Raw genomic sequence first — 20,933 nt, forward strand, 5'->3', positions numbered from 1 at the left:
TTTAGGGGCTTTTATTTTTAGCAATATGTATTTTATTGTCAACAAATCAAGCTTCGTTGTTAACTCTTCATAACATATTTACTCGGTACTACTATAATAACCTCTTTACCAGATTTCGCACGACGAAGGACGAATCGTAAACGGTGAATATGAATACAATATCAAAGACCATTTAGGAAATTTAAGAGTAGCCTTTAGAGATTCTTTGGGCATAGCCAAGATTACACAAGTTAATGCCTACGGTGTTTTGGGGGAAGATTTGCCGACTTTGAAATATCTTAATACACCTAACTTAAATAATTTCACCTATCAAGGAAAGGAATTGATTAGCCAGACAGGCCAATATGACTTCGGAGCAAGAATGTATGACCCCATTATTGGACGTTGGGGCGTCCAAGACCCATTGGCAGAGAAAATGCCGAGTTGGTCGCCATATACTTTTTGCTTTGACAACCCTGTAAAATTCATTGATAAAGACGGTAGAATACCTTACCCAATTACAATTCGGGCATTTGCACCATTTAAAGAATTTGGTTTTGGATTTCATGGTGATGGTCGTGGTTATTCAACAAGTTCAACTGCAACTGCAAGGATGCACCAAAGAATTAATTTTGATACTGATAAGTCAAGTATTTCTACAAAAGCGTGGAGTTCCCCCACCTACATGGCAGGAGACCCAAGTGGAGCAAAAACTGCTACACCATCAGTTGAATTTACCAAAGGGCTATCAATCAGCGAAAAAGGAGATTCTAAAACTTTTGGATTTGCAACAAGTGCAGCAGCAGCGAACCCCAAAACACCAGCAGGAACACCCGACATAAATGTATTTTCAGATTTTTCAGTTACAGAAAATAAGAAAGCGGGGACATTGTCTATTAGTGGAAAACTTACAGGCGACAATTTCCCAAGTACAGAAGCATTTGTAACAGACCCAAGCGGTAATAACTTATTTTTAGGAGTTGGGCAAATTGATGCAGGAGTAGATAAAGATTGGGGAGTACGACATTTAGTTGGAGAAGATAAAGGTAATCCAATTACGAGTTTTAACATAACAATTACAACCGATAAAAAAGGAAACTTTACAGGTGTTCAATCTGGCGGTACAACATATAGTATTTCAGATTGGAATAAAAAATATTCAAACACTCAACCTCAAAAACAAGAATAATGAAAATCTACCTTAGTTATTTACTTTCCTCAGTATTAAACTTTTACCTCATTATGATTTATTGGGGAATTTCAGCAGGATTTGCCAATTATGCACCAATTATTTCATTATTGGGTTCGGTTTTAGTATTTGCAATAGCAATACCAATTTATGTCTATTTTAAAAGGATTGGGTTATTTATAGGTTTGTTTGGTTGTCTATTAATTTCAGCTTATGAAATCCCTTTTTGGGTAATCAATCTTCGGAAGGTTCTGATTGAACATAAATTTCAGTGGGATGCTCTTATTTTTAGTTTGCCAGCATTAGTAACACTTTTGGCAGCATATCTAAGTATTAAGGGATTGTTTAGAAAAGAAAACCAGCCATCTTTTTCAAATCAAATAATAAAACTTATTTTAGCAGGAGTTCCAATTGCATTATTTATACTCTACCTTATTTTTTACGGTAAGTTTTGGAATATAAACGAATTTAAAATATAAACAAAAAAGCCCCAACAATAGACATGCCCCCAAAAGTTAGACACAAACTGGGGGCATTTTTATGTATAAAAGGCTCAACCACGATTTTATACCAATACGATGCTACAGGTAGAAAACTAAAAGAAACCATTGGTTCTGATATTACCGATTATTCTGCCAATAAGATTTATAAAAACAATACCTTGTATCAGATTTCGCACGATGAGGGTAGAATCGTAAACAGTGAGTATGAATACAATATCACAGACCATTTAGGAAATTTAAGAGTAGCCTTTAGAGATTCTTTGGGCGTGGCTAAAATAACGCAGGCATATTCTTATGGGCGTAGGGAGAAGAATTACCAACTTTGTCATTCTTAAAATCTGCTTGGAAGGCTGATAACTTTAAGTTTACAGGTAAGGAATTTGAATCTCAAACAGGATTTAATGATTTCGGCTGGAGACGACAAGACCCAATCTTGGGAAGAATGTGGAGTCCCGACCCAATGGCGGAAAAATATTTTGATTTAAGTACATACAATTTTGTTGCGAATAACCCAGTAAAACTCATAGACCCTGATGGTAGAGAAATTTGGATTAATTACGGTGATGGGCAAAAAGTAAGATATGAAAATGGGAAACTATATAATGAAGATGGAAGTAAGTACAATGGAAAAGATGTTTTTGTAAATGCTGTAATAAGAAATTTAAATAAAATCAACTCAACAGAAAATGGTAAAAGTATACTGAATACCAATACGATGCCACAGGTAGAAAATTAAAAGAATACCCAACAGGTTAACAAAAGAGATTAACTATAAATATAGAATGATAAAGTAACACACTCAATCCTATGGATTGTTAAGCCTCTTTGGGAGGATTGAGCAAAAGATTTTTTGATTATTATAAACAACTATTCGTTATGCTACAAGAACTCGAAATGGCTATACAACAGCTTCGTAACCCCGAACGAGCGGCTTTTATGGCTAAGTATTTCAAAACGGGTAAAGGTGAATATGCCGAAGGAGATATTTTCTTAGGGCTGTCTAATCCACAAGTAAGAGTTTTGGTAAAACGGTTTTCTAAAAAAATCGCACCCCAAGCCATTACACAGCTACTTACTAATCCTATTCATGAATACCGCTTTTGTGGCTTGATGGTTTGGGTAGAGCAATTCAAAAAAGCTGATATTGCCACACAAGCCCAAATAATAGAACTTTATTTGGCCCACATCGACTATATCAATAATTGGGATTTGGTAGATTGTTCGGCCTATTATTTGGTTGGTGTCTGGCTTTTAGACAAAGACCGAAGTATTTTGTATGACCTTGCTCAAAGCAAACATCTTTGGGCTCAGCGTGTGGCTATTATTAGTACATTGGCTTTTATCAGAAAAGGGCAATTTGCCGACACACTACAACTTGCCGAGCTATTTTTGCCCCATACACACGACCTTATCCATAAGGCAAGCGGCTGGATGCTCCGAGAAATTGGGAAAAGAGATATTTTGACATTAACCGAGTTTTTGGATGAACACTCGCCCAAAATGCCTCGTACTATGTTAAGATATGCGATTGAGAAACTTCCCGAAAAAGACCGACAGTATTACTTAAAAAGAAAATAAAAAGACTTCCCAATAGCCATGCCAAAGGAAAGTCTGTATTATATATGAATCTTATAAAAAGAATACTCTTTGGGGCTACTGGATAGCCATTTTCACTAGATCGGCGGTATTTTTAGCCTTTGTTTTTTTCATCATATTGGCACGGTGGTTATCGACCGTACGGATACTCAAAAAGAGTTTATCTGCAATTTCACGACTATTATACCCCTGTACAATCAAGTCCAAAATCTGACGCTCTTTAGGCGTGATTTTTTGGAAGATAGGCTTATTTTCGGAAGGTGTTGTACCTACCAAATTTTTGGACAGCAGTTCGTCGATAATTACTTCCGATATTTCAGGAGGGAAGTACTTTCTTCCTTCCGATACCACAACCAAGGCACGCAATAATTCATCTTTTCCTGTATCTTTCAACAAATAGCCACTAGCACCACTTTCTACCGAATTGATAATATATTCACGGTTGTTGTGCATCGAAAAGATGAGAATTTTTACACTAGGGTATTCCTGCGAAATAATGGCAGCCGCTTCAATACCTGTCATTTTGGGCATAGTCAAGTCCAAAATAACGACATCTGGAAGCAACATTCGTACTTTTTCTATGGCTTCAGCGCCGTCGGCAGCTTCGCCAATTACCAGTACTCCTTCTTCATCTTCAAGAAGCATCTTCATTCCTTTTCTAACCACATCGTGGTCGTCGGCCAACAATACTTTTATAGGATTCATAACGTTTGTTGAGTTAATTGTTTTTTCTTTGAAATAGTGGACGTTCGATTATTCAAAATAGGAATTTTCACCACTATAGCAGTACCTTTTCCTAATTTAGTCTGTATTTTAAACTGACCATTCAATAGGCTAGAGCGTGTTTGCATGTTTTTCAAGCCACTTCCTCCCAAGCCTTTTTTTACGGTGGTCATTTCAAATCCTTTTCCATTATCTATAATATCCAAACGAACTTCGTTGGGATGTTCTGTTAAATGAATGCTAATCTCGGTCGCTTCCGAATACTTCACGGCATTATGTAAAGCTTCCTGCGTGATTCTATACAAAGTAGTTTCGATATTTTCGGGTAGTCTTGCTATTTTGGGTTCGTTAAACTCGATGGCAATACCCGAAGCCTTGGCCGTTTGTTCTGATAAAATTCTAATGGCTGGCCCCACACCGTAATCACTAAGTACCGAAGGAGCTAAATTAAACGACACCGTTCGGGTTGCCTCTATTGTTTCTTGAATCAATTTTTGTAGCTCATCAAACGATTTTTCTTGCTTACTATTGGCAAAAGGCGTGCTTCGCACTTTTTCGCCCAATAACCTTAATCCTGTCAACATTTGCCCTATACCATCGTGTAGCTCGCAAGCCAATCTTTTGCGTTCTACTTCTTGCCCTTCCATCAACGACGCAGAGCGTACCTTTTCTTCGGTAAGTTGTAACTTATACTTTTCTTCGGTAGCCTGAACCAAAGCCTGTTGGGTTTGTAAAAGCATTTCGTTGGCTTCTCGCAATTCTTTCTCTGAATCGGTCAATTTTCTAATTACCACTCTAATATAATTAGCAATTGGCCTAAATATTAATAGCCCTTCCAAAATCAACACAATAAATAGCAAAACAAACAAAATAAGCTCGATTCGTTTAATGGTATCTACCCTATGGCTAGCCTCTTTGTCGTATTGAAAGACAATTTTATCCATCATTTTCAGAAATGCTCTTTCGTGAGTCAGTATCTGATTTAATGAATATTGTAAGGCTTCCGACTGATTTGCCTGCGGCTGCTCGATACCTCTACTGATACGATTGGCATTGAGCAGCATAACCCTAAATACAGGGTCAAGCTGGTTAAATAAACTGTCGATAGTTTCGCTATTTCTTACGGTGTAGGTTTTGGCAGGGGTTTCTAACTCACCATTTTTAAGCCCATTATGGCTTTTTTGCCAAAGGGATATTATCTCTTTAATATCTTGGCTATAGTGTTCGGCATCGGCCTGAAAGATTTCGGGACGACACAGCAATACGGCTGTTTTTGAGAGCCTCTGACTTAGCATTCGCTGACGACCAGCAATGTTGATTACATGCGAATCGTCGAGGAGTTGATGTAAAAACAATTGGATAACCAACTGACCAGACATAGACAGCACGGCCACTGTTGTAAGGGCTATTACGTACAAGCGGGTCAGACGCTGAAAAACTTGGGTATCTAAAGGTCTCATAACCTGAAATATACCAATTTTTCGAAATAAATCGCTAAGCCTTTTCAAGTAATTTATTGGTTATCAAATTGTTACAAAAAAATCTTTTTTAGATACTATTTTTGTTTATAACAATAGGCTATAAGTGGTTTTATTGTACTAAAATTTATAGCCTATTGTATCCCAAAAACAGCCTATAAGCCTACATATACCTTTTCATTTTCAATTTTGACAGGATAGGTTTTGATTTGGTAATCATCGCCCGACAAGCAAGCTCCTGTTGTTAGTGAAAATGTTTTTTTATGAAAAGGACAAGCTACCTTTGGTTCTTGTTCTGGCCCTGTAGAGCCTATCATACCCCGCGACAAAGCCATTTGTTGGCGATGTGGACAAAGGTTTTGTGTGGCATACCACTCGCCTCGTCGGGCAAAATTATAAATTGCTATTTGTTCGCCTTCAATAAGGGCACATGCACCTCCGTCGGCAGGAATATCGCTGATAGCACATGCTTCGTGCCAGATAATCGGTTGTTCGGTTGTTATATTACTCATGATGATGGTTGCTTTTAAAGTACAGAATAACTCCACTTAAATAAGTACTTGGACAAACAGCGACTTAGCAAATACCTGAATAGCACCCTGATAGTCAGACACATACCAATACACTTGAATTTACCCTATCTTATTTTACCCATTCGGCCGCTTTGATTTGGTCGCGCATTGGCTCAAATTTGGCATAAGGGTCTTTTAATTGTGGAGCATTGACAAAATGGGTGAACCTTTTGCGTAAATCAGGGTTAGATACCACCTCTTTCCATTCACATTTGTAGGCTTCTACCAACAAATCCATTTCTTTGTCGAACTGCTCGTTCAATCCCAATACATCATCAATAACCACGGCTTTTAGATAATTGATACCTCCTTCCAGTTTGTTGAGCCATGTGGCAGTACGAGCCAGAGGCTCGGCTGTTTTGATATAAAACATCAAAAAGCGGTCGATATATCTAATACAAGTAGCCGAATCAATGTCGCTTGCCAACAACAAAGCATGTTGAGGTTTTACGCCTCCATTGCCACATACATATAAGTTCCAGCCTTTTTCGGTAGCAATAATGCCAAAGTCTTTTGACTGAGCTTCGGCACATTCACGAGTACAGCCCGAAACTGCCGATTTTAATTTGTGGGGCGATCGTAAGCCTCGGTAACGTTCTTCTATTTCGATAGCAAACGAAACAGAATCGTGCAAGCCAAAACGACACCACGTAGAGCCTACACACGACTTTACGGTACGCAACGACTTGCCATAGGCATGCCCCGACTCGAAGCCCGCATTGACCAATTCTTCCCAAATATTAGGCAAGTCAGATACATGAGCCCCGAAAAGGTCGATACGCTGTCCGCCTGTAATTTTGGTATACAAACCATATTTCAAAGCAACTTGTCCAATTACAATCAGTTTTTCTGGGGTGATTTCGCCACCAGGAATACGAGGCACTACCGAGTACGTACCATTTTTTTGGATATTTGCCAAAAAGCGGTCGTTTGAATCCTGTACGGTATCGTTGCCACGTGTCAGAATCAACTCGTTCCACAAACTGGCCAAAATAGAGGCTACAGCAGGTTTACAAACTTCACAACCATCGCCTTTTCCTAAACCATCCAAAACCTCGTTGTACGACTTATATTCTTTGATTTTGATAATATCGAAAAGCTCTTGGCGAGTATAGTCAAAATGCTCACAGATTGTATTGCGTACATATACCCCTTGCGACTTCATGGTTTCGCTGATCAAATCTTTCACCATTGGTACGCATCCACCACAGCCCGTTCCAGCTTTTGTACATTTCTTAATAGCATCGAGGGTATTGTTGCCAGCCAGTACCTGCTCGCAGATATGTCCTTTTGTAATAGCCTCGCACGAGCATATCAAAGCTTCGTTGGGCAAGGCCATTACACCTGCAGCTGTATCTTCTTTGCCACCACGAGCTCCCAACATTAGGTCTTCGGGGTCGGGAGGTAAAATTGTGCGATTTTTCACATTTTGGAGCAACATATTGTATTGCTCGGCATCACCAATCAGAATTCCTCCTAACAAATATTTACCATCGGCCGAAACGTTAATTCTTTTATAAACTCCTTTTGCCGAATTTTCATATACAATTGTTTGGCAATGAGGCTCTTGTACAAAGGCATCGCCAAAACTGGCTACATCTACCCCTATAAGTTTCAGTTTGGTAGACATATCATAGGGCTTAAATGACTTTTCTCCATTTAAAAGAAAACTCACCACAACATCGGCCATTTCATAGCCTGGAGCCACCAAGCCATAAACCATCTGATGAGCCAAGGCACATTCGCCAATAGCAAAAATATATGGGTCAGAAGTTTGTAAGTAGTCATTTACCACAATACCTCCTCGTGTACCTACCTCTAAGCCAGCCACTTTAGCAATTTCGTCACGGGGTTTGATACCCGCCGAAATCACCAACATATCAACATCTAGCTCGACACCATCGGCAAAAAGCATCGACGAAATAACCCCGTTGCCTTTTATTTCCTGCGTGTTTTTATTCAAATGAATTTTCAGGCCTAACTCTTCCAACTTGTTCTGCAACATTTTTGAGCCCGCCTCATCAATTTGTCGAGGCATTAGCCTTGGTGCAAATTCAATAACGTGAGTTTCGGTAAGCCCTAAGTCTAATAAAGCTTTAGCGGCTTCAAGCCCCAACAGCCCCCCTCCTATTACAGCACCTTTTTTGGCTGTTTTGGCGTGGCTTTGCATCAAATCCAAATCTTCGATGGTTCTATAAACAAACACACCGTCTTTCTCAACCCCAGGAATCGGCGGAACAAAAGCCGACGAGCCAGTGGCTAATACCAGATAATCATAGTTTTGAACTAAACCATGATGTGAACGAACTGTTTTGGCATCTCTATCGATGTCCACTACAGGGTCAGAAAGGTGAAGAGTAATACCGTTTTCGGTATACCAACTGGCAGGAGCCATTGTTAGGTCATCGGCTGTTTTACCAGCAAAATATGATGACAAATGCACTCGGTCATAAGCAGGACGAACCTCTTCGCCAAATACAACCAAATCAAACTCCTGAGCAGTGTCTTTGGTAATAAGTTTTTCACAAAACTTATACCCCACCATGCCGTTCCCCACTACGACAATTTTCTTTTTCATTTGATGATTCTTTATTAGGATGATAAATGCTTGTTTACTTACCGATACAAAAGCTACCTTATGATTGAGTAGCTTTACGCTAAATCATACATGCCAAAATGATATGGTATTGGTGCCAAATAAGCATATTTACCCAATTAGTAATAAATACTCATATCATTGGTGCATTATCAGAGAAAAGAATTTAGTTATTTATAACTATAAAAATCAAAAGAAACTTATCATTGATTTGTATTTTATCCATAACAAATTTATTGATTTTTTTCTACTTATCTCCGATTAATACATCAAATTTAAACTTATTTTAATTGATTTTGCAAGTTTTATCAAAAAAATACCTAAATTTTTAACTTAAATTTTGGATTTAAACATTTTTGTAGCATTTTTGTATCGAAATCAACACTGAGTATTTACAACCATAAGCAAAAATAACAAAAAAGCTTAATATATGAATATTCCAAGATTAACTTTGATTGGTGCAGGGCCTGGCGACATAGAGTTAATTACTCTAAAAGGGATAAGAGCTATCGAGTCGGCCGATGTAATTCTGTACGATGCCCTTGCCAATGAGGAATTATTGGCTTATTCTCGCCCCAATACCGTAATGGTATATGTAGGAAAACGCTTAGGTAAATATGTTTATACGCAGGAAGAAATCAATTACAAAATTGTAGAACTGGCATTACAGTATGGGCATGTAGTGAGGTTAAAAGGTGGCGACCCATTTGTATTTGGCAGAGGATTTGAGGAAATAGAATATGCCCGAGCCTTTAATATAGAATGCGAGGTTGTATCGGGAGTAACCTCGGCCATTGCGGCTCCTGCTTCGGTAGGAATCCCTGTTACAACAAGGGGTTTTTCAGAGAGCTTTTGGGTAATTACTGGCACAACCAAAACAGGCGATTTGTCGAACGACATTGCTTTGGCGGCACAGTCAACAGCTACGGTGGTTATTTTGATGGGTATGAGCAAGCTTGATAAAATTTGTCAGATATTTCACCAACACGGAAAAGCCCAAATGCCTGTTGCGATTGTTCAGAATGGGACACGCAAAAATGTCAATTATGTGATTGGAACTATTCAGGATATTACTCAGAAAGCAAGCCTCCAGCAGCTCAGCAATCCAGCTGTAATTGTGATTGGTGAAGTAGTAAGCCTTCATCCTGAATATATTGAAGCATACCTCAAAGAAGCAATCAGTATTAAACAAGTATAATAAAGCTTAAAATCAAACACTATATAAAACACGCTTTTGGAAAAGAGCAACACATTACCTTAACTAAAATTATATCAACACTTCACAACACTCTCAAAATTAAATTTTATACCTGCTCGATTTATCGGCACAGTAATGTTTCTTTATTTCCCTTCAACATCAGTTGAAAATTGTCACTCGTGGGGGCGAGTGTACATTCCATACGTAAGTTGTATTGTGGGGGCAATTGATTTACGGAAATTTCGAAATAAACTATGTTATCGCAAAACTCTGTTTCAAATCAAAAACCGTTAGAGGTTTTAAACGTCTTTTCATTGAAGGGTATCCAGATGCAAACCTTTCATATCACTTGGGTTACTTTCTTCTTTTGCTTCTTTGGTTGGTTTGGTATTGCTCCACTGATGAAAATTGTAAAAGATGATTTGGGGCTTACCAAATCTCAAATCGGCAATATCATTATTGCGTCGGTATCAGCTACCATATTTGCCCGATTACTTATCGGACGTTTATGTGATACGTTAGGGCCAAGAATCACCTATACGGGCTTATTGTTACTGGGGTCTATTCCTGTTATGACTATCGGGCTAGCCAATAGTTATGAAAGTTTTTTGCTTTTCCGTTTGGCAATTGGCGTTATCGGGGCATCGTTTGTAATTACGCAATACCATACTTCTGTGATGTTTGCACCCAAAATCAAAGGAACGGCCAATGCTGTAGCTGGTGGCTGGGGCAATTTGGGCGGTGGTATTACCAATATGTTTATGCCTGTGATTTTTGCGGCTTTTGTAGGAGCTGGCTATGCCAATCATGATGCGTGGCGACTGGCAATGATTGTACCAGGGGTTATTTTGCTCTGTATGGCATGGGTGTATTTCCGTTATACCAAAGACACCCCTCAGGGTAACTATACCGATATTACTCGTACCAACAGCAACCAACCTAAAGGTTCATTTTGGGATGCCGCCACCGACTACCGCACATGGATTTTGTTTTTGGCTTATGGTGCTTGCTTTGGTATCGAAATAACATTCGATAATGTAGCAGCGTTGTATTTCTCCGAAAACTTTAAGTGTGATTTAGGTACAGCAGGCTTGCTAGCAGGTATTTTTGGCTTCATGAACTTGTTTGCTCGGGCAATTGGAGGTATCGTTGCCGACAAAGTTGGGCATACTATGGGGCTAAAAGGTAAAGGCTGGTTATTGGCGGCCTTACTGTCGCTCGAAGGCATTGGTATTGTTTTATTTGCACAAACGGGTTCATTGGCCATGGCTGTTGTAGCTATGCTAGGGTTTGCGTTCTTCCTAAAAATGGCCAACGGGGCTACCTATTCAATTGTTCCGTTTATCGACACTAAAAACATCGGTTCTGTGGCTGGTATTGTTGGGGCTGGTGGCAATTTGGGAGGTGTACTAGCTGGCTTCCTTTTCAAATCAGAAAATATAACCTACAATCAAGCTTTTTTTTATATTGGGCTTATCGTTACCAGTATAGGTTTGCTTACCGCTCTTATCAAATTTGACAAACAAAGTGTGGCTATCAATAGCAACATTACCGAACCCGAATTAGCATAATTACCACGGGGTCGTACCAAAACTGTATTACCAAAAGTAATAGTAATAGATAAAAAAACCCGAATGAGATGGGGGTCTCGATTCGGGCAAAATCGCAAAACTCTGTTAAAAATCTTACAATCAGCTACAAAAGTATGAAAAAAACTTACAAAATCAAGGCTATTTTAGCCTTATTGATGGGTGTTTATACTCACTTTGTTTCTAATGCTCAGTTTTCTTTGCAAGGACAAATGAGAACTCGCACGGAAGTTCGTAATGGACTTGGAAATTTAGTACCCGCAGGCTCAGACCCTGCCGCCTTTACTTCGCAACGAACACGCCTTATTTTTGGGTACAAATGGGATAGAGTTACGTTTGGGGCTACTCTACAAGATGTAAGGGTATGGGGGCAAGACGCTTCGACGATTTCGAGTGCCGACGGCAACCGCCTGATGCTACACGAGGGGTGGGCTGAAGTGACCTTGGCCAACAAAGCTGACACAACCCTAAAATTCAAGGCTATAGACCAGCTTTCGATTAAAATTGGACGCCAAGAACTTAGCTACGATGATGTGCGCTTGATTGGTAATTTGGATTGGCTACAACAAGGCCGCCGTCATGACATGGTTCTGCTAAAAGGGATGCACGCTGGATGGCAATTTGATATTGGCTTGGCATATAACCAAAATACCGATGCCTTTAATACTACTGGAACAGTATTTACGCCAGCCAATACGCCTCAATATATGGCTAATTCTAAGGGTGTGTTGGTGGCGATTCCAGCAGGAACGATTCCTAATGGGGCTGTATTGACAAGTAATCCTAGTACCAATGGAGCTTCGCAAGACTATAAATCATTCAAAAGCGTGTATGTAAGTCGGAAATTTAATCAAACCAAATTTTCGGGTTTATTCTTCAACGATGACTTTAGTAAATATAAACTCGACACTTTGGTAGGAAACCGAGCCAATGGCTATTTATATGGCAAAGATTTTAGAGGCTTGACAGGTACCAATAGTCGCTATACTTATGGTTTAATGATAAATCATACTGTGGGCAATGCTTCGGGCTTTGGCAAAATTGCGATTCAGGGTGCTTACTATGCCCAATCGGGCAAAGACCGTGAGGGCATGGCCATGGATGCCTATCATTATACGCTATCGGCTACTTACCAAAAAGGTAAATGGGCTTTTACCCCTGGTTATGATGTACTCTCGGGCAACGACGCTCTGAATCCAAGTGGCAAAAACAATCGTTTTGACCCACTTTATGGTACTCCACACAAACATTGGGGCTATATGGATTACTTCTATGTTGGAACGGGTTCTCCTGCGGGGGGCTTAAATAATGCTTATTTCAAGGCAAAATATACCACTAATGTACTAACAGCGGGGCTCGATTATCATTCTTTTGCCCTCAATAAGCCTATGATTACAACAGGTGCTGATGGTAACAAAACACCAATAAACCAACAATTAGGAACTGAGTTTGATTTTACGTTAAGCTATACCATGAACAAGTTTACTAATATCGAGCTAGGCTATTCTATCATGAAAGCAACCGATAGCATGCCTATTGCCAAGGCACAAAATAGCTCAACGACTTATGACAAAACCGGGACTTGGTTCTATGCAATGATTAATATCAGACCCGATTTTTTTTATAGCAAACCAATAGCAATTAAACAATAAAACCATTGCGGTTTTTGTAAAAAAGGAGATACTCCTTGAAGACATTAGCCCATGCTCAATAAATACATTTTTTAATCATATTATGCACTATTACGTCGATGGGGGTCGATTTTTAGTGTAAAACTTACCAACAAAATGAACACAAAAACTCTGTTAAAACAACTAATAGTGCTTATTGGCTTAGTGTCGGTAGCATTTGGGATGTCGGCAAGTAATCCGACCAAACCGCTTGGACGAAAAATTAAATTAGGGTTTATACCACTTACAGACTGTGCTCCGCTAGTGGCTGCCAAAGAATTAGGCTTGTTTGCCAAATATGGAGTAGATGTAGAATTGTCGAAAGAAGCATCTTGGGCCAATATTCGTGACAAAGTACTCAATGGAGAGTTGGACGGAGCACATTGTCTTTTCTCGATGCCCCTTTCGGTATATACAGGTATTGGAGGAAAAGCTGGTGCTGAAATGAAAATCGCTATGGTAATCAACAACAATGGCCAGGGTATTACCTTATCAAAGGATTTTTGTGGGCTAGTAGGATTCAAAGAAGTAAACAAAGTGGCTGCGGCTGTCAAAAATGTGCAAGGACGTAAAGAAGTAACTTTTGCGATGACTTTCCCTGGTGGAACACACGATATTTGGCTACGCAACTGGTTAGCAGCAGCAGGTATTAATCAAAAATCGGTTGGGATTATTACTATTCCTCCTCCACAAATGGTAGCAAATATGCGTGTCGATAATATGGAGGGCTATTGTGTTGGCGAGCCTTGGAATGGCGTAGCAGCTACCCAGAATATTGGTTTTACGCATATTGCATCTCAAGATATTTGGAAACATCACCCAGAAAAAGCCTTGGTTGTCAATAGCAAGTTTGCCGCTGAAGAAAAAGAAGAATTAAAAAAGGTTATGAAGGCTATTATTGAGGCTTGCCGCTGGTTAGATAATATGAGCAACCGCAAAAAAGCAGCAGCTTGGCTTACCAAACCATATTATGTCAATGCAGCTTTGCCCATCATTGAAGCTCGATTATTAGGCTCAAACGACCTTGGCTGCGACTTAGGAGTACAAAAATACAAAGACGATTACATGACTTTTTACAACAATGGTATAGTAAATATGCCTCATAAATCGCATGCTATTTGGTTTTTAGCACAATATGTTCGCTTTGGCTATTTAAAAACAGAACCCAACTATAAAGCTATTGCTGAAAAATTGATACTAGACGACTTGTTTCAAGAGGTAGCCAAAGAAATGAATATTCCTACACAAGTAGATATGAAGTCGTTCAAAACTACTTATGATGTGCCTTTCGACCCCTCGAATGTTGAGGCTTATTTGAAGGCTACCAAAAAATAATCTATTTTATCAGGTATTCATTTTTGCACATTATCAAAGATGAATACCTTTAACAGGTATTGATTATGACAACTTATTCATTCAAAAAAACAGGCAGCAATATCCTTTTCTTTGGAGGAAGTATGCTGATTTTATTGGGTATTTGGCAACTCGTAACCTTGGTTACTGCCAACGAAATCCCTGGCCCTATTGCTACCTGGGCTGTTTTTCAAGAACTTATGGCCGAGCCGTTTTACGACCGAGGCCCCAACGACAAAGGTATTGGTAATCAATTGGTAAGTTCGTTGATTAGGGTATTTAGTGGCTTTGGAGCAGGCAGTATTGTGGCTATTCCTATGGGCTTACTAATGGGTTCGTCCAAAACAGGCATGAAACTCCTCAACCCTATTGTACAAATTTTGCGACCTGTTTCGCCCTTGGCGTGGTTTCCGCTGGGTTTGTTGGCCTTCAAAGCCGCCGAAGGAGCTACCGTTTTTATTATTATGATTACCTCTCTTTGGCCAACTTTGATTAATACAGCCTTTGGCGTAGCGAGTATTCCTGACGACCATAAAAATGTGGGTAAAGCTTTTGGCTTTTCAACATGGAAATATATCACCAAAATCATGCTTCCTTTTGCTATTCCCCATATTATTACGGGGCTTCGCCTTTCAATTGGTGTAGCATGGATGGTGATTGTAGCTGGAGAAATGCTTTCGGGGGGTATGGGTATTGGCTTTTTTGTGTGGGATAGCTGGAATGCTCTTTCATTGGAAAGAATCCTTGTTGCTATTTTAATTATCGGTACTGTTGGGCTATTACTCGACAAAGGATTCAGTGTCTTACAAAATGCTTTTTCTTACGAACAGAAATAAACCTTTTTCCCAAGCTTATTCGTATCATGACTCCTATACACAACTCCTTGGAATTAGTTGACTCGGCCAGCGATTTCCACAAAATCCACCAAGAAACCGCTATTGAAATCAATCATGTAACGGTTTCGTTCAAAACACCCAAAGGACGATTCACAGCAGTAGAAGATATTTCGTTGAACATCAAAAAGGGTGAAATTGTCGCCTTGATTGGTCATTCAGGTTGTGGCAAGTCCACTTTGATGAATACTATTTCTGGTATGGTGACACCCTCTAGTGGTAGCGTTATTGCCAACGGCAATTTGGTAAAAGGCCCCGGCCCCGACCGTGGTATTGTATTCCAAAACTATTCGCTTTTGCCTTGGCTATCGGTTTACAAAAATATTTTTGAAGCAGTAGATTCTGTTTTTAAGGATAAAACTACCACTCAAAAACACGAGATTGTCGAGCATTATATTCAGATGGTAAACCTTACTCCTCATAAAGACAAACTACCGAGTCAACTGTCGGGAGGCATGAAACAAAGGGTTGCTATTGCCCGTGCATTTGCGATTAACCCTAGTATTTTATTGCTCGACGAACCCTTTGGGGCATTAGATGCCCTCACCAAAGGATCGATGCACATTGAGCTACTAAAATTATGGAATTTGGACAATCGCAACAAAACCATCGTAATGGTAACACACGACATTGAAGAGGCTATATTTTTATCTGACAAAGTGGTTGTAATGAACAACGGCCCAGCCGCTACCATAAAAAAGATTGTAGATGTTCCATTACCAAGACCCCGCAACAAGAAGGATATTGCCCACGACCCAGCCTATATCAGGATTCATGACGAGCTACTGGGCTTACTATTCGATAAGTTTTCGATTGAGGATTAATAAAAAAGCCCGAAATATTCATTTCGGGCTACAAAATCAAACTTTTGTTTGATATGCTTTATCCTTAAAATTAGTAAGATAGTGGGTTGTCCCTAACATAGCGGTGTCTGGGATTCAATGAAGTTTGTAGCGGCAAAAGTCATACTATTTTACTATTCTAAGAATTTATGATTTCCGCAATTCTCATTTCAAATATAAAAAAGGACGAGCTAGAATTCAAACCATTCATCAAAATAGTTTACAAAACTTTTATCATACCCACAAAAACGATTTTGAGTAAACTTGCAATAACATAAAAACAAATATACACGAATAACACCATTGATTTACAGCAATTATCACGTTTTTGCAACAAATCAACCAAAATCATCAAACCATCGAATAATAGTATAATAAATATCCATTTTATCCAAAATGAGTACTATTATAAAGGTTTAAAAAAGCTCCAGAGGAGTAAATAATTCCAATATTAGTAGGAACAACAAACTTAATTTTCTTTGTATATGAGCATATTATCCAATAAAAAACAAGTAAAGTCAACCTGCTCGTACTGTGGGGTGGGCTGTGGTGTCGTCGTAACGGACTTGGGTAATGGCAAGCTTCAGTTGGAAGGCGACAAAGAACACCCTTCTAGTAAAGGTATGTTGTGCTCGAAAGGTATGAATATCCATTATACAGTTATGGATACTTCCGACCGCCTTTTGTATCCAAGTATGCGGTACAACCGCAATTTGCCATTACAAAAAGTAAGCTGGGATACAGCCCTCGACCGCACGGCGGCAGTATTTAAGTCTATTATTCAGAAATACGGCCCCGATTCGGTAGGCTTTTATGTGTCTGGTCAATGCTCGACCGAAGAATATTATGTTATCAACAAACTTATTAAAGGCTTTATTGGCTCAAATAATATCGACACCAACTCTCGCTTGTGTATGTCGTCGGCAGTGGTAGGCTACAAACTCACCTTGGGCGAAGACTCCGTCCCTATTTGTTATGACGACATCGAGCTAGCCGATACCTTTTTTGTAACAGGAGCTAATCCTGCATGGGCTCACCCTATTATTTGGCGACGCGTAGAAGCTCATAAACAGGCCAATCCTAATACCAAAATTATAGTGGTTGACCCTCGCAAAACTCAAACAGCATCGCAGGCTGATTTGCATTTGCAAATTACCCCTGGCACAGACGTTACCCTTACCAACGCTATTGGTAGGGTTTTGATAGAAAACAACTGGATAAATCTCGACTTTATCCTAAATCATACCGAGGGCTTTGAAGCCTATCGGCAACAGGTTTTTGAAAGGAATATCAGCGAAGCGGCTACAATATGTGGTATTCCCGAACACGAAATCACACTAGCTGCCCAATATATTTATGAAGCCAAAGGCTTTATGTCGATGTGGACAATGGGGCTCAATCAATCGGTTATTGGAGTCAATAAAAATCTTTCTTTGATTGATTTACATTTAATTACAGGTAAAATTGGAAAAGAAGGCAGTGGCCCTTTTTCGCTCACAGGCCAGCCCAATGCCATGGGGGGGCGTGAGGTAGGTGGCTTGGCCAATATGTTGCCTGCTCACCGCGACTTACAGAATCCTGTACATCGTGAAGAAATTCAGGCATTTTGGGGAGGTACTAAAATTTCGGATAAACCTGGGTTTACGGCTACCGAAATGTTCCAAGCCCTTGCCGATGGCCGTATGAAGGCTATCTGGATTGTATGTACTAATCCAATGGTGAGTATGCCCGATAGTAATGCTGTAGAGCAAGGCTTGAAAAACGCTAAATATGTAGTGGTACAGGATATTTCGCATCGCTCAGATACCGTCAAATATGCCGATGTTGTATTACCAGCTGCTAGTTGGGCCGAAAAAGAATCTGTATTTACCAATTCAGAACGCCGTATAACCTTCCTTCCCAAAATTGTGAATGCTCCAGGCGAAGCCATGGACGACACCCAAATTATCATCAAATTTGCTCAGAAAATGGGCTTTGGCAACGCCTTTGCTTATCAAAACAATAGTGAAATTTATGATGAACACTGCCGTTCTACTACTGGCACAAATATCGATATATCGGGGTTGAGCTACGATATTCTTCAAGAAAAACGTTCGGTTCAGTGGCCGTTTACCCAAGACGAGGCTAACAACAACCCTCACTTTAAGGGAACAAAAAGGTTATTTACCGATCATCGGTTTTATACACCCAACCAAAAAGCCAAAATCCATGCCGTACCCGACCAAAATCAGTCTGAGGCACTTTCAAACGACTTTCCATTAATTTTGACAACTGGCCGTATCCGTGACCAATGGCATACTATGACCAAAACGGGCAAGGTCAATAAACTCAATCAACATATTTCTCAACCATTTATCGAGCTTCATCCCAACGATGCCAATCGTCGGAATATTAAGGAAAACCAAATTGTAGAGGTTATAAACCGCAGAGGAAAAGCTCAAATTAAAGCCAAAATCACCACCGATATAAAAGAAGGAGTGTGTTTCATGCCCATGCACTTTGGCAAAATATTAGAACGTAGTTTTGGCCGAACCAACAATCTTACCAATACCTTGGTTGACCCTCGTTCTAAAGAGCCTGATTTTAAATTTTCGGCGGTAGAAGTACAAGCTTATATCAAACCACCCGAAAAAATCATAATCATCGGAGCAGGTTCGGCAGGGTTGGGCTTTATTAAATCATATCGTGAGCTCAATAAAACCGATGAAATTCATGTATTTTCTAAAGAAATACACCCTTTCTATAACCGTGTTATGTTGCCCGATTATATTTCGGGGGCTCAGGATTGGGAACAATTGGTAAAACTCAAAGACGACCAGTTTGCCGAAGCCAATATTCAGGTTCATAAAGGCGTTGAAATAGTCCATATCGACCGAGCCAACAAGGTTATTACTGATTCGCTTGGCCAAGAGCATAGCTACGATCGCCTTATTTTAGGAATGGGTTCTAGGGCTTTTATGCCTTCGAGTATTCCACGTATTTCGGGTATTGTCAATATGCGTTCACGCATAGATGCCGACAGCCTCAAGCCTTTTTTACAACAAGAAAACCCTCATGCCCTAATTGTTGGAGGGGGCCTCTTGGGCTTAGAATTGGCCGCCTCGCTGCGTGAAATCAATGTAAATGTTACGATTATACAACGTAGTGGGCGTTTTATGGACCGACAACTCGACCAGCTTGGGTCTGAACTACTGCATCATGAAATAGCCGATTTGGGCATAGACATTTATTACAACGACGAAGTAGCATCGCTTTATGGTACAGAAAAACTAGAGGGTGTCCGCCTAAAATCGGGCAGAAGAATAGACGTACAAGTGGCTGTTTTTGCAATAGGCACTACCCCCAACCTAGAAATTGCCAAAGCCGCGGGTATCGAGGTAAATCGAGGTATTGTCGTAAACGACTACCTCCAGACATCCGACCCCAATATATTTGCCGCTGGCGAAATAGCCCAATGGCGAGGTCAAGTGTGGGGTATTACCGCCGCTGCCGAACAACAAGCCGATATTATTGCCAAATATATTGCTGGCGACTGGGCTAGCTACTATAAAGGTTCGCTGTCGATGAATATCATGAAAATCCAAGGCGTACAACTGTGTTCGCTAGGCATCATAGATACTCCCAATAATCCAGAATATGAAGAGATTGTCTTTATAGATAAAGCCAAAAGATATTACAAAAAATGTATTGTTTACCGAGACAAGCTAGTTGGAGCAATACTAATCGGTGACAAATCGGAGTTTCTTGAATTTAAAGACCTGATAGGCAATGGCATAGAGTTGTCAGACAAACGCCTTGAGCTATTGCGTTCAGGAAAAAAAGCAGACCCCGTCATGGGGAAATTGGTATGCTCGTGCAATAATGTAGGAGAAGGCAATCTGAAAAATGCCATTCAAGGAGGTTGTAAAGACTTTAATCAGTTATGCTCGCAAACAGGAGCAGGAACAGGGTGTGGAAGTTGTCGCCCAGAAGTAAAAGCTATTTTGGAGGCTAACACCAAAGAAGAAGTAATGGTATAACTTGAGTTTGTTATCAGGTTCTAGGAATCGAAATTTTGGAATCAGAAGTAAATTCTAAATTCCAAAATTTCAATTCCAATGAACCTAATTTACAGAGGTCAAACATAGTTATAGTCATAAGCGTCAAAAAGGGGAAAATTATTTTTGACGAGCTACAACTAAATCACGGCTTGTTACAAAGCTAGTTTTGATTTCGAAAGTTTTAGCTTCGATTACATCAATGTTTGAGCTAATTACCTCGATAGTATATTTACCATCACTCAAGTTAGAGAAGTCAAAAGTCTTAGCGAATTTACCAGATTTTGCATCTACGTACTCACGGTGAACTTCGTTGTTGTCTTTGTCTACTACTACGATTGTTACTTTTTTGTTAGATGGTTTCTCAACCCAAACATTGAAACTAAGTGAGTTAGCTACAGCAGCAATTTTAGTTTTTACAAACGCTTCTTCATCGTTAGAATTTGCAATAGCACTTACGTTCGACAAGCAAGTCATAGCAGCTGCTACAAACATAGCTTTAATTACATTGTTGTTTTTCATTTTATTCGTTATTTATGAGAGTGAAACACTTGTATTTCTTAGAAAATTCATATTGCTCTTAAAATCACTGTTTTTACATTTTCAAATGACTTAAAGTATTCATTTACTGAGAAATACTACTTGCGTCGTTTAATTGACAGTCGAAAGTTATGAAAGGATTTTGGAAAGTCAATGGATAAGGGTAAAAAATTTG

The 20,933-nt window shown here is 39.6% G+C and carries 17 protein-coding genes; 12 read left to right on the plus strand and 5 right to left on the minus strand.

What is annotated here, in order from left to right; genetic code table 11:
* Positions 1–205: 205 nt before the first annotated feature.
* From FLEMA_RS76185 to FLEMA_RS70615, 5 genes are all read left to right on the plus strand, one after another.
* Positions 206–1,168 (plus strand): RHS repeat-associated core domain-containing protein, encoded by a 963-nt coding sequence (locus tag FLEMA_RS76185; protein ID WP_052354134.1) that lies wholly within the window; start codon positions 206–208, stop codon positions 1,166–1,168.
* 53 nt (positions 1,169–1,221) lie between these two features.
* A complete protein-coding gene (locus tag FLEMA_RS70600) occupies positions 1,222–1,647 on the plus strand; it encodes a hypothetical protein (protein WP_044172112.1) in 426 nt (141 codons plus the stop codon).
* A gap of 23 nt (positions 1,648–1,670) precedes the next feature.
* Complete coding sequence (locus FLEMA_RS70605) at positions 1,671–2,006, plus strand: hypothetical protein (RefSeq protein ID WP_052354135.1); 336 nt, start codon at positions 1,671–1,673, stop codon at positions 2,004–2,006.
* Positions 1,994–2,407 carry an RHS repeat domain-containing protein gene (locus FLEMA_RS70610; RefSeq protein ID WP_044172114.1) on the plus strand — a complete coding sequence of 138 codons (414 nt, stop codon included), beginning with the start codon at positions 1,994–1,996 and terminating at the stop codon, positions 2,405–2,407. Before FLEMA_RS70605 ends, FLEMA_RS70610 begins: the two co-directional genes overlap by 13 nt.
* 140 nt (positions 2,408–2,547) lie before the next feature.
* Positions 2,548–3,249, plus strand: coding sequence for a DNA alkylation repair protein (locus tag FLEMA_RS70615; protein ID WP_044172116.1), 702 nt, complete (start codon positions 2,548–2,550; stop codon positions 3,247–3,249).
* A 75-nt stretch (positions 3,250–3,324) separates the two neighbouring features.
* On the opposite strand, the gene FLEMA_RS0129795 is transcribed toward FLEMA_RS70615, so the two are convergent.
* From FLEMA_RS0129795 to nirB, 4 genes are all read right to left on the minus strand, one after another.
* Positions 3,325–3,972, minus strand: a complete 648-nt coding sequence (locus FLEMA_RS0129795; RefSeq protein ID WP_026996326.1) for a response regulator transcription factor — start codon at positions 3,970–3,972, stop codon at positions 3,325–3,327.
* A complete protein-coding gene (locus FLEMA_RS70620) occupies positions 3,969–5,450 on the minus strand; it encodes an ATP-binding protein (RefSeq protein ID WP_044174845.1) in 1,482 nt (493 codons plus the stop codon). The genes FLEMA_RS0129795 and FLEMA_RS70620 overlap by 4 nt, the downstream gene beginning before the upstream one ends.
* A 173-nt stretch (positions 5,451–5,623) precedes the next feature.
* Positions 5,624–5,980 (minus strand): nitrite reductase small subunit NirD, encoded by a 357-nt coding sequence (nirD, locus tag FLEMA_RS0129805; protein WP_044172117.1) that lies wholly within the window; start codon positions 5,978–5,980, stop codon positions 5,624–5,626.
* A 130-nt stretch (positions 5,981–6,110) separates the two neighbouring features.
* Positions 6,111–8,618, minus strand: a complete 2,508-nt coding sequence (gene nirB / locus FLEMA_RS0129815; RefSeq protein WP_026997852.1) for a nitrite reductase large subunit NirB — start codon at positions 8,616–8,618, stop codon at positions 6,111–6,113.
* Between the two features lie 448 nt (positions 8,619–9,066).
* Between nirB and cobA the strand changes: the two genes are divergently transcribed.
* From cobA to FLEMA_RS70655, 7 genes are all read left to right on the plus strand, one after another.
* The gene (gene cobA, locus FLEMA_RS70625; protein WP_044172122.1) at positions 9,067–9,834 is read left to right on the plus strand and encodes a uroporphyrinogen-III C-methyltransferase; all 768 of its coding nucleotides are present in this window, start codon (positions 9,067–9,069) and stop codon (positions 9,832–9,834) included.
* 254 nt (positions 9,835–10,088) lie between these two features.
* A complete protein-coding gene (locus FLEMA_RS70630) occupies positions 10,089–11,405 on the plus strand; it encodes a NarK family nitrate/nitrite MFS transporter (protein ID WP_044172124.1) in 1,317 nt (438 codons plus the stop codon).
* A 134-nt stretch (positions 11,406–11,539) separates the two neighbouring features.
* Positions 11,540–13,075, plus strand: a complete 1,536-nt coding sequence (locus tag FLEMA_RS70635; RefSeq protein WP_144080120.1) for an alginate export family protein — start codon at positions 11,540–11,542, stop codon at positions 13,073–13,075.
* Between the two features lie 135 nt (positions 13,076–13,210).
* Positions 13,211–14,428: a CmpA/NrtA family ABC transporter substrate-binding protein gene (locus tag FLEMA_RS70640; protein ID WP_052354137.1), complete on the plus strand. Its 1,218-nt coding sequence runs from the start codon at positions 13,211–13,213 to the stop codon at positions 14,426–14,428.
* Between the two features lie 65 nt (positions 14,429–14,493).
* The gene (ntrB, locus tag FLEMA_RS70645) at positions 14,494–15,282 is read left to right on the plus strand and encodes a nitrate ABC transporter permease (RefSeq protein WP_044172125.1); all 789 of its coding nucleotides are present in this window, start codon (positions 14,494–14,496) and stop codon (positions 15,280–15,282) included.
* A gap of 26 nt (positions 15,283–15,308) precedes the next feature.
* On the plus strand, positions 15,309–16,163 hold the full coding sequence (locus FLEMA_RS70650) for an ABC transporter ATP-binding protein (RefSeq protein WP_044172128.1): 855 nt from the start codon (positions 15,309–15,311) through the stop codon (positions 16,161–16,163).
* Between the two features lie 503 nt (positions 16,164–16,666).
* A complete protein-coding gene (locus tag FLEMA_RS70655; protein ID WP_044172129.1) occupies positions 16,667–20,200 on the plus strand; it encodes a nitrate reductase in 3,534 nt (1,177 codons plus the stop codon).
* Between the two features lie 138 nt (positions 20,201–20,338).
* On the opposite strand, the gene FLEMA_RS0130110 is transcribed toward FLEMA_RS70655, so the two are convergent.
* The gene (locus tag FLEMA_RS0130110) at positions 20,339–20,740 is read right to left on the minus strand and encodes a T9SS type A sorting domain-containing protein (protein WP_044172131.1); all 402 of its coding nucleotides are present in this window, start codon (positions 20,738–20,740) and stop codon (positions 20,339–20,341) included.
* Positions 20,741–20,933: the final 193 nt, after the last annotated feature.

The sequence above is a fragment of the Flectobacillus major DSM 103 genome, assembly GCF_000427405.1.
Classification (GTDB): Bacteria; Bacteroidota; Bacteroidia; order Cytophagales; family Spirosomataceae; genus Flectobacillus; species Flectobacillus major.